Annotated in this window: 7 protein-coding genes and 1 pseudogene; 2 read left to right on the top strand and 6 right to left on the bottom strand. The window is 68.6% G+C overall.

The features are described from left to right. Nucleotides 1-62: 62 nt before the first annotated feature. Nucleotides 63-1,238, bottom strand: coding sequence for a TetR/AcrR family transcriptional regulator (locus ACFV15_RS31870; protein ID WP_378354959.1), 1,176 nt, complete (start codon nucleotides 1,236-1,238; stop codon nucleotides 63-65). Between the two features lie 117 nt (nucleotides 1,239-1,355). Here ACFV15_RS31870 and ACFV15_RS31865 point away from each other — a divergent pair, with 117 nt between their 5' ends. Beyond that, nucleotides 1,356-2,567: an acetyl-CoA C-acetyltransferase gene (locus ACFV15_RS31865; protein ID WP_378354957.1), complete on the top strand. Its 1,212-nt coding sequence runs from the start codon at nucleotides 1,356-1,358 to the stop codon at nucleotides 2,565-2,567. A 10-nt stretch (nucleotides 2,568-2,577) separates the two neighbouring features. Beyond that, nucleotides 2,578-4,749, top strand: coding sequence for a 3-hydroxyacyl-CoA dehydrogenase NAD-binding domain-containing protein (locus ACFV15_RS31860; protein ID WP_378354956.1), 2,172 nt, complete (start codon nucleotides 2,578-2,580; stop codon nucleotides 4,747-4,749). Nucleotides 4,750-4,802: 53 nt separating this feature from the next. Here the strand turns inward: ACFV15_RS31860 and ACFV15_RS31855 are convergent. The 5 genes and pseudogenes from ACFV15_RS31855 to ACFV15_RS31835 all read right to left on the bottom strand — a co-directional run bounded on the left by ACFV15_RS31855 (nucleotide 4,803) and on the right by ACFV15_RS31835 (nucleotide 10,294). After that, nucleotides 4,803-6,459 (bottom strand): annotated as a pseudogene (locus ACFV15_RS31855) (MMPL family transporter). 401 nt (nucleotides 6,460-6,860) lie between these two features. Further along, nucleotides 6,861-8,114, bottom strand: coding sequence for a histidine--tRNA ligase (hisS, locus tag ACFV15_RS31850; RefSeq protein ID WP_378354955.1), 1,254 nt, complete (start codon nucleotides 8,112-8,114; stop codon nucleotides 6,861-6,863). 63 nt (nucleotides 8,115-8,177) lie between these two features. Beyond that, nucleotides 8,178-8,465 carry a tautomerase family protein gene (locus ACFV15_RS31845; RefSeq protein WP_378354953.1) on the bottom strand — a complete coding sequence of 96 codons (288 nt, stop codon included), beginning with the start codon at nucleotides 8,463-8,465 and terminating at the stop codon, nucleotides 8,178-8,180. A gap of 114 nt (nucleotides 8,466-8,579) precedes the next feature. Continuing rightward, complete coding sequence (locus ACFV15_RS31840) at nucleotides 8,580-9,251, bottom strand: response regulator (RefSeq protein WP_378354952.1); 672 nt, start codon at nucleotides 9,249-9,251, stop codon at nucleotides 8,580-8,582. After that, nucleotides 9,248-10,294 carry a sensor histidine kinase gene (locus ACFV15_RS31835; RefSeq protein ID WP_378354950.1) on the bottom strand — a complete coding sequence of 349 codons (1,047 nt, stop codon included), beginning with the start codon at nucleotides 10,292-10,294 and terminating at the stop codon, nucleotides 9,248-9,250. The genes ACFV15_RS31840 and ACFV15_RS31835 overlap by 4 nt, the downstream gene beginning before the upstream one ends. Nucleotides 10,295-10,344 lie beyond the last annotated feature (50 nt).

Below are 10,344 nucleotides of genomic sequence, written 5' to 3'. Positions count from 1 at the left end.
GGCCGCCTGTCGCGCGCATTGGCTGGTTTGTTCGTGCGCTCGCCTCCCCCCCGCCCCAACACTCACGAGTCCAGGCCGAGCACCGCGGTCATCAAAGCGACGAGTTCCGCTTCCAGGTTCGGCCGGGCGTTGACCCGGCGGGTCCTGGTCAGGTCGTTCGCGATGGTCAGCGCGGCGTGCACGATGATCTTCGACTCGCGCTCGTTGAGCTCCGGGCGCACCGTGGACAGCAGCGCCGTCCAGCGCGCGACGTAGTCCTTCTGCACGCGCCGCAGGTCCGCTTTGTCCCGCTCCGGCAGCATGACCGGGTCGCCGGAGAACGAGACCGACAGCTCCGGCGTGTTCCGCAATGTGTCCACATAGGACGCGGCGAGCCTGCGTAACGCCTCGCTCTCGTCCGCGCACCGCATCGCCTGGTCGGCGCCGACGGCCAGCCGGTCGGCCGCGCGATGGCCGATCGCGACCATGAGCGCGGCCTTCGACGGGAAATGGCGGTAGACGCTGGGGCCGGTGATGCCCGCGGCCGCGCCGATGTCCTCCATGCTCACCGCGTGAAAGCCGCGCTCGCCGAAGAGCGCGGTCGCCGCCGTCAGCAACTGCTCGCGCCGGGCGGGGGTGCCGACGCTGAGCGGTTCGATAACAGTGGACTTGACGGACTGGGCCGGAATTGTCGCGTGCAGGACACGGTGTGCCAGGTCGACCAGTAGCTGCGAGAAGCGCTTCTTTGCGATGGTCGTGTGGTGCACGGAGACGCTCCCGAACACGCTCAGCCCCGCCCAGCACAGGAACTCCGCATCGTCGGGAGTCAACTCACGGCGGTGGGTGAGCAGCGCCTTCGTCCAGGCCGCCAGCACCGCGGCCGAGCGGCGGCGGATTTCGCGCTGGTCCTCGCGCGGGAGGTGCTTGCCCTCCCAGCGCCACAGCGCGGCGACCTCGCGGCGTTCCACGGCCTGGCCGGCGAGCGTGGTGAGCAAGGTCGAGATCTGCTCCGGGCTGCCGTCCGTCAGCGTCTCGGCGGTGGCCGACTCCATGTCGTCGATGCCGGAGAGCACCACGTACGCGAGGATCGCCTGCTTGTCCGCGAAGTGCCGGTACAGCGCCGGGCCGGTGACGCCGCCCGCCGCGGCGATGTCGTTGATGCCGACGCCGTGGTAGCCGCGGGCGCGGAACAACTCCGCGGCGACCGCGGCCAGCGTGGCCTTGCGGTCGCGCGGGCGGCGCGCGGGTGGGTGATCCATAGGTGAACATACTGTAGCCGAGTTGACTCGGTCGCAACCCATTGACACCATGGGGATATCTGGGCATATGTTAATGGCCATTAGCACATGTACGACGTCGTGCACGGAGGAGTTTCAGTGAGCAGTGAGGCCTACATCTACGAGGCGCTCCGCACGCCTCGCGGTAAGAACAAGGGTGGTGCGCTCCACGGCACCAAGCCGGTCGACCTGGTGGCAGGCCTGATCAACGAGCTGCAGGTCAGGCACCCGAACCTGGACCCGGCCGTGATCGACGACATCGTGCTCGGCGTGGTCTCCCCGGTCGGCGAGCAGGGCGGCGACATCGCCCGCACCGCCGCGCTGGTCGCCGGCCTGCCGCAGAGTGTCGCCGGTGTGCAGCTGAACCGCTTCTGCGCCTCCGGCCTCGAGGCCGTGAACCTGAGCGCGCAGAAGGTCCGCTCCGGCTGGGACCGCCTGGTCATCGGCGGCGGCGTCGAGTCGATGTCGCGCGTGCCCATGGGTTCCGACGGCGGCGCGCTGTTCCTCGACCCGACCACGAACTACGACAACTACATCGTCCCGCAGGGCATCGGCGCGGACCTGATCGCGACGATCGAGGGCTTCACCCGCGACGACGTCGACGCGTTCGCCGTCCGCTCGCAGGAGAAGGCCGAAGCCGCCTGGTCCGGCGGGTACTTCGCCAAGTCGGTCGTGCCGGTCAAGGACATCAACGGCGTCACGATCCTCGACCACGACGAGCACCGCCGCCCCGGCACCACCGCCGAGGGCCTCGGCAAGCTCAAGCCCGCCTTCGCGGGCATCGGCGAGATGGGCGGCTTCGACGCCGTCGCGCTGCAGAAGTACCACTCGGTCGAGCGCATCGACCACGTGCACACCGGCGGCAACTCCTCGGGCATCGTCGACGGCGCGGCCATCGTGCTGCTCGGCGGCGAGCAGGTCGGCAAGGACTTCGGCCTGACCCCGCGCGCCCGCATCGTGGCCACCGCGGTCACCGGCTCCGAGCCGACCATCATGCTCACCGGCCCGACCCCGGCCACCGAGAAGGTGCTCGCCACCGCGGGCCTGACCGTGGACGACATCGACCTGTGGGAGCTCAACGAGGCGTTCGCCTCCGTCGTGCTCAAGTGGATCAAGGACCTGAAGCTCGACCCCGAGAAGGTCAACGTCAACGGCGGCGCGATCGCCATGGGTCACCCGCTCGGCGCCACCGGCGCGATGCTGGTCGGCACCGTGGTCGACGAGCTGGAGCGCCGCCAGGCGCGGCGCGCGCTCGTCACCCTCTGCATCGGCGGCGGCATGGGCGTCGCGACCATCATCGAGCGGGTCTGAGGAAGAGACAATGACTGAAGCGAAGACCATCCGCTGGGAGCAGGACTCCGACGGCATCGTCGTGCTGACCCTGGACGACCCCAAGCAGTCCGCCAACACCATGAACGCCGACTTCCGCGAGTCGCTCGGCGTGGTCGTGGACCGGCTCGAGGCCGAGAAGGACTCCATCACCGGCGTCGTGCTGACCTCCGCGAAGAAGACCTTCTTCGCCGGTGGCGACCTCAACGACCTGATCCAGGCGCAGCCGGAGCAGGCCGCCGAGATCACCGCGGGCGGCGCGGAGATGAAGGGCCAGATGCGCAGGCTGGAGCAGCTGGGCAAGCCGGTCGTCGCCGCCATCAACGGCGCGGCGCTCGGCGGCGGCCTGGAGCTCGCGCTGGCGACGCACCACCGCATCGTGGCCGACGTCAAGGGCGTGCAGATCGGCCTGCCCGAGGTCACCCTCGGCCTGCTCCCCGGCGGCGGTGGCGTGGTACGCACCGTCCGCAAGCTCGGCATCCAGAGCGCGCTGCTGAACGTGCTCCTGCAGGGCCAGCGGCACCGCGCGAGCAAGGCGCTGGAGCTCGGCCTCGTCGACGAACTCGTCGGCAGCGTTGAGGAACTCGTGCCCGCCGCCAAGGCGTGGATCAAGGCCAACCCCGAGGCCTCTGTCCAGCCGTGGGACGTCAAGGGTTACAAGATCCCCGGCGGCACCCCGTCCAACCCGAGTTTCGCGGCGAACCTGCCCGCGTTCCCGGCGAACCTGCGCAAGCAGATCAAGGGCGCGAACATGCCCGCACCGCGGGCGATCCTCGCCGCGGCGATCGAGGGCGCGCAGGTCGACTTCGACACCGCCATCCAGATCGAGACCCGCTATTTCGTGAGCCTCGCGACCGGCCAGGTCTCGAAGAACATGACGAAGGCGTTCTTCTTCGACCTGCAGACCATCAACTCCGGTGGTTCGCGGCCGGACGGCTTCGAGAAGTTCCAGGCCAAGAAGGTCGGCGTCGTCGGCGCCGGGATGATGGGCGCGGCCATCGCGTACGTCTCCGCCAAGGCGGGCATCGACGTCGTGCTCAAGGACGTCACGCTGGAAGGCGCCGAAAAGGGCAAGGGCTACGCGGTCAAGCTCGAGGAGAAGGCACTCTCGCGCGGCAAGACCACGCAGGAGAAGTCGGACGCGCTGCTGGCCAAGATCAAGCCGACCGCGGACGCGGCCGACTTCGCGGGCGTCGACTTCGTGATCGAGGCCGTGTTCGAGAGCGTCGAGCTCAAGCACAAGGTGTTCAGCGAGATCGAAGGCGTCGTCAACGCCGACGCGGTGCTGGGCTCCAACACCTCCACCCTGCCGATCACCGCGCTCGCCGAGGGCGTGCAGCGGCAGGAGGACTTCATCGGGATCCACTTCTTCTCGCCGGTGGACAAGATGCCGCTGGTCGAGATCATCTGCGGTGAGAAGACCTCGCCTGCCACGCTGGCCAAGGTCTTCGACTACACGCTGCAGATCAAGAAGACCCCGATCGTCGTCAACGACAGCCGCGGCTTCTTCACCTCGCGCGTCATCGGCACCTTCCTCAACGAGGCCGTCGCCGCGCTGGGCGAGGGCGTCTCGCCGTCGTCGATCGAGCAGGCCGGCGCGCAGGCCGGGTACCCGGCGCCGCCGCTGCAGCTGATGGACGAGCTGACGCTGACCCTGCCCCGCAAGATCCGCAAGGAGACCCGCGAGGCGATCGAGGCCGCCGGTGGCACCTGGAACGCGCACGCGTCCGAGGGCGTCATCGACCGCATGGTGGAGGAGTTCGACCGCAAGGGCCGCTCCACCGGCTCGGGTTTCTACGACTACGACGCGTCCGGCAAGCGGACCGGCCTCTGGCCAGGCCTGCGTGAGGCGTTCAACTCGGGCAGCGCGGACGTGCCGTTCGAGGACCTCAAGGAGCGGATGCTCTTCGCTGAGGCGCTCGAGACGGTGAAGTGCTTCGACGAGGGCGTGCTGACGTCCGTCGCCGACGCCAACATCGGCTCGATCTTCGGCATCGGGTTCCCGGCGTGGACGGGTGGTGTCATCCAGTACATCAACCAGTACGAGGGTGGCCTGGCCGGTTTCGTCGCCCGCTCGCGTGAGCTGGCCGAGCGCTACGGTGACCACTTCCTGCCCCCGGCTTCGCTGGTCGAGAAGGCCGAAAAGGGCGAGATCTACGAATAGGTAGTCGTGAGTGGTATTGCCGGTTAGAACCGGCAATACCACTCACGAGCCTTTTAGGGCTCCAGCGCCACCGTGGGCAGGCGCCGCATGCTTTTGGGGAGCCACCACGCGCGGTCGCCCAGCAGGCGCATGACGGCGGGCACGATCAGGCAGCGGATGACCAGCGCGTCCAGCAGGACGGCGACCGCGAGGCCCATGCCGAACTGCTGCAGCATGCGGGACGGGTCCAGCAGGAACGCGCCGAACACCACGATCATGATCGCCGCGGCCGCCGTGATGACCCCGCCGGTCGCCGCGAGTCCTTCGGTGACCGCGTGGCGCGCGTCGCCGGTACTCCTCGTGCATCCGCGAGATGAGGAACACCTCGTAGTCCATCGAAAGCCCGAAGACGATCGCGAAGATCATCACCGGCACGAACGCCTCGATCGGCCCCGTCGGCGAGAACACCAGTGTGATCACGCCCAGCGAGGCGCCGATGCTCAGCAGGTTGAGCAGCGCGGCCTTGACCGGGATCAGGATCGACCGGAACACCACCATCAGCAGCAGCGCGGACAGCCCGACGACGACCAGGATGAACAGCGGCAGCCGGTCGGTCACCGCCGAGGCGAAGTCCGAAGCGGCCGCGACCGAGCCGCCGACGAGGAATTTCCCTTGCAGTGACGGCAAAACCTCGGTCCGCAGCTTCCCGACCAGATCGGCCGTCGCCGCGTCCTGCGGAGCCGTCGTCGGGTAGACGAGCACGATCGGGCCTTGCGGCCGGATGTGGTCGACGCCCGGCGTGCTGGTCAGCTTCTGTTGTACCGCAACGGGGTCCGCGTTCTCGGAGACGACGATGAGCGGCCCGTTGAAACCGGGACCGAACCCGTCTGCGAGCATGTCGTAGGCCTGGCGGGTGGTCGACGACGCCGGGTCCGTGCCCGAATCTGCGAACCCGAGCCGCATGCCCAGCGCGGGCAGGGAAAGCCCGATCAACGCGATGAGCCCGACGGTGAGCGGTGCCCACGGCCGACGCTGTACCGCTTCGCCCAGTTTGCGCCAAGCGTTGCCGTGCTTGACTTTCCGGCGCAGGATGTTCTTCTCGATGCGCTTGCCGAACAGCGACAGCAACGCGGGCAGCAGCGTGATCGAAGCGATCATGGTGACCAGCACGGTCAACGCGACCGCCAGTGCCACCCCGCGCAGCGACCCGAGGCCGAGCGCGAGCAGGCCCAGCAGTGCGATCATCACCGTGCAGCCCGCGAAGAGCACCGAGCGGCCGGCGGTGTCCAGCGCGCGCCGCGCCGCCGTCTCGCGGTCGTGGCCGTCGAGGATTTCGTTGCGGTAGCGGGAAAAGATCAGCAACGCGTAGTCGACGCCGACGCCGAGCCCGACCAGCATCATCAGCGGCGCGGTGTAGTTCGCGATGTCGACGAGGTGGCTCACCAGCACGATCACGCCGAGCGTGCTGCCGACCGCGAACACCGCGGTGATCACGGGCAGGCCCGCCGCGAGCAGCGAGCGGAACAGGAAGACGAGGATCACCAGCGCGGCGAGCAGCCCGATGCCTTCGGACGCCCCGCCACCGCTTTTCTGCGCGGCACGGACGGCGTCGCCGCTCAGCGCGACACGGTCCACTTTGGTCGCCGTGTCGATGATCCTGCGGACGTCGTCGCCGGGCGTGCCGCTGTCGAGCGCGACGGTCGCGTAGGCGGTCTTGCCGTTCGGTGACATGACCGGCTCGGCGACGGCTTTGACGTGCGGGAGCGTGCCGACCTCGGCGAGCATCGCGTCGACGGGAGCGTTGCCGGGGAAGACGATCTGGACGGTTGACCCATTCTCGGGGAACTTGTCGCGGATCTGCTGGGATTCGGTGCCAGGTAAGGAAGTGTCGTTATGGTAGGAGCTACCTGCCGAGTTGGACGCGAAGGTGATCGCCGCGAGCGTGAGCACCCAGAGCACGACGGCGAGCCAGCGATTGCGTTGCGACCACCCGGCGAGCCGCGCCAGGCGGCCTTCGGTGCGAGTCATGGTTTCCATGCCGGAAAGAATCCGGCAGAAGTGCCCGCTGAAGCGTCGTACTCCAGCGGGCACTTCGCGTACTCCCGAGGTTGTCCCTTAGGGACTTCCCCGTACTACCGGAGTTGGCGCACCTCGGACTCGCCGTCGGCACGCAAGTGCGCGAAGGCGGTGAAGCCCCATTCCTCGAGCCGCTTCAGCTGCGCCGGGAACTTGCCGCTGCGCTTGATCGCCGAAACCTCGCCGTGCTCCGCGCGCAACCGGCGGGCCGCGGCGAGCGCGTCCGGCACCGCGACGTCGCTCTCGTAGAGCACCGCGGTCTTCGGGCGGTCGAGCTTCTGCTCCAGCAGGTCCACGATCCGCTCGAAGCCGATCGAGAAGCCGCAGGCAGGCACGTCCTTGCCCAAAGAACGGCCGACGAGCTTGTCGTAGCGGCCGCCGCCGGCCAGCGACGACGTCGTCGACGGGTGGCTGACCTCGAAGATCTGGCCGGTGTAGTAGCCCATGCCGCGCACCAGCGTCGGGTCGAACGCCCACTCGACGCCGTCGAGCCGCTCCAGGCTCGCGGCGGTCGTCGCCAGGTCGCTGACGACCTGCTCGTCGAGGTTCGGCACGACGTCGGTGAGGCTCTCGGCCACCTTCGACGCGGGCAGGTCACGCAGCCGCTCGATGCCGTCCAGCGCCGTCTTGACCGCGCTCTCCGGCAGCCCGCGCTTCTCGATCAGCTCGGCGCGCACGCCGTCCCAGCCGATCTTGTCGAGCTTGTCCAGCGTGATGAAGAACGGCATCCAGTCTTCTTCGGCGAACCCGGCGTGCTCCGCGAGCGCCGAGAGGAATCGCCGGTCGGACAGGCGGACCGTGCTGTCGGTGAGGCCGACCGCGGCGAGCGCCTCGGTGGTCGCCTCGATCAGCTCGGCCTCGGCGAGCACGGACTCCTCGCCGATCAGGTCGATGTCGCACTGGTAGAACTGCCGGTAGCGGCCCTTCTGCGGCCGCTCGGCGCGCCACACCGGGCCGACCTGGAACGACCGGAACGGCAGCGGCAGGTTCGCCTGGTTGTTGCCGTAGAACCGGGTGAGCGGGACCGTGAGGTCGAACCGCAGGCCCAGGTCGATCAGGTCGTTGAGCGGCGTCTCCGCCTCGACCTGCTCGGGCAGGCCGCGCTTGAGCACCTGGTAGACGAGCTTGGCGTTCTCGCCGCCCTCACCGCCGGTCAGCCGGGTGATGGCCTCCAGCGCCGGGGTCTCGATGCGCTCGTAGCCGTAGCGCCGGTAGACCTCGGTGATCGTGGCGAGCACGTGGTCCCGATGCGCGACAACCCCTGGTAGCAGGTCGCGGGTGCCACGGGCGGGACTGTTGTCGATCTTCACGTGCTCGGTCCTTACGGGACGGGTGTTTGTGCTGCTTACGCGGCCGATTCTATCGGGCGGGCACTAGCCGATTTCGTCGGCGGGCAGCCCGCCGAAGCCACAGCTCGCCCGCTGGGTCTCGTGCATCATGATTTCGAGGTCCCTGCCGTCGATCCCGCAGCGCTCGGCGACGCGCTCGTAAAGCGTCCGGATGAACTTCTTCTTGAGGCCGGCGTCGCGACCTTCGAGCATGAGGACCTCGATATAGGTGAGGCGGCCGCTGTACGAGCCCGAGAAGCGGAAGTCCTCGTCCTTCAGCTTGATGAAACGCTGGATCTGATCCTCTTCGCGCACGCCCCAGGCGTCTTCCATGCTGCTGCGAATGCATTCGTACAACTCGTCCTGGACGGACGAAAGGTGTTGCTCACGACCGTAAATCGCAATGTGCGGCATGAGGCGACAACTACCCGCGAGCCGCGGGCACGGTCAATCGCGAGAAAGCCATTTCGGGGTGATCATGGCCGATTCGTAGGCCAGCACCACCAGTTGCGCACGATCGCGGACGCCGAGCTTCGTCATGATGCGGCTGACATGGGTTTTCGCCGTGGCCGGGCTGAGCACGAGCTCGGCGGCGATCTCGTCGTTGGACAGGCCGGTCGCGACCAGCGTCATGACCTCGCGCTCGCGTTCGGTGAGCGCGGCCAGCCTCGGCGACGGCACCGGGCGCGTGGACCGGCCCGCGAACTCCGAGATCAGCCGCCGCGTGATCGACGGCGCGAGCAGCGCGTCACCGCGCGCGACCACACGCACGCCGTGGATGAGCTCCATCGGCTCGGTGTCCTTGACGAGGAAGCCGCTCGCGCCCGCCCGCAGCGCGCCGTAGACCTCGTCGTCGAGGTCGAAGGTGGTGAGGATGACGACCTTGGTTCCGGTCAGCTTGGGGTCGGCGAGCAGATGCCGGGTGGCGGTGAGCCCGTCCATGCCGGGCATCCGGATGTCCATCAGCACCACGTCCGGCCGGTGCTCGTGTGCCTGCGTGAGCGCCTGCCGGCCGTCGGCGGCCTCGGCGACCACCTCGATGTCGTCCTCACCGTCCAAAATGGACTTGAAACCGGCGCGGACGAGATTCTGGTCGTCGACGAGCAGCACGCGGATCATCGGGGCAGCCTCGCGTGCACTCGGAACCCGGTCTCGGACGCGGCGGCCGTGAGTTCGCCGCCGAGCGCCTCCGCCCGCTCGGTCATGCCGCGGATCCCGTTGCCGGGACTCGCGGTCCCGCCTCGGCCGTCGTCTTCGATCTGCACGGACACATCATGGCCGGTCTCGCGGATGCGGATGGTGACGGCGCTGGCGGCGGCGTGGCGGGTGACGTTGGTGAGCGCCTCCTGCACGATCCGGAACGCGGCGAGGTCGACCTCCGGCGGCAGTGTCTTGACGTCGATCTCGGTCCGCACGGTGAGCCCGCTCGCGCGCACGGCCTCGGCGAGTTCGCTGATGCGCGACACGCTCGGGACGTCGGCCTGTCGCAGCATGCCGAGCGTCGTGCGCAGTTCCTGGAGTGCTTCTTTGCTGGTGCGCTTGATGGTGCCGAGCGCGTCCTGCGCCTGGACGGCGTCCTTGCTGTGCAACGCGGCGCCGGCCTGGACGTTGATGAGCGCGAGATTGTGCCCGAGCACGTCATGCAGCTCGCGCGCGATGCGCAGCCGTTCCTCGGTCGTCCTCCGCCTCGCTTCGTCCTCTTTGGACCGTTCGGCCTCACGCCGGTAGTGCGTCACCGCGCCGACCGCGACGACGGCGATGAACCACCCGGTCATCAGGAAGAACGCGAAGTTGTCGACATGTCGACCACTGGTCGAGGTGAGCTCGCCCGCGGTCACCCCGAGCATCGACGCGGCCGCGAGCCCCGCGGCGGGTTTGACGTGCCCCTCGGCGGCCGAGCTGTACAGGGCGAACGCGAAGGTCAGGATGATGATGCCGTCGGGGTCGGTGAGCGGGTAGTACACCGCGCAGCAGGCCAGCGTGACCGCGGCGACCGCGACGGGGAACCGGCGCCGGAAGAACAACGCGGCGCACGCGGCCACGATCAGCGCCCAGCCGAGCACGGCCAGCCTCGGCGGCTCGCCGTCGTTGAGCACGGCCAGCACCGAGCCCGCGAGCACCGCGACGGTGACCGCGATTTCGGCCGGATACCGGATCGTCACCTTGGCAGCGTAACGCCGCCGACCGTCAAAAGATGACGAAATTCCTTCTG

Origin of the sequence: Amycolatopsis sp. NPDC059657, assembly GCF_042734395.1 — a bacterium.
In the GTDB taxonomy this organism is placed as follows: domain Bacteria; phylum Actinomycetota; class Actinomycetes; order Mycobacteriales; family Pseudonocardiaceae; genus Amycolatopsis.
Note: the sequence above shows the minus strand (reverse complement) of the source record. Positions and strands in the feature narration are given on the sequence as shown.

What these genes read in the sequence shown, in the direction of transcription:
- ACFV15_RS31870 (WP_378354959.1), bottom strand. Translation starts at nt 1,238, where the DNA reads ATGGATCACCCACCCGCGCGCCGCCCGCGCGACCGCAAGGCCACGCTG.
- ACFV15_RS31840 (WP_378354952.1), bottom strand. Translation starts at nt 9,251, where the DNA reads ATGATCCGCGTGCTGCTCGTCGACGACCAGAATCTCGTCCGCGCCGGT.
- ACFV15_RS31860 (WP_378354956.1), top strand. Translation starts at nt 2,578, where the DNA reads ATGACTGAAGCGAAGACCATCCGCTGGGAGCAGGACTCCGACGGCATC.
- ACFV15_RS31845 (WP_378354953.1), bottom strand. Translation starts at nt 8,465, where the DNA reads ATGGAAGACGCCTGGGGCGTGCGCGAAGAGGATCAGATCCAGCGTTTC.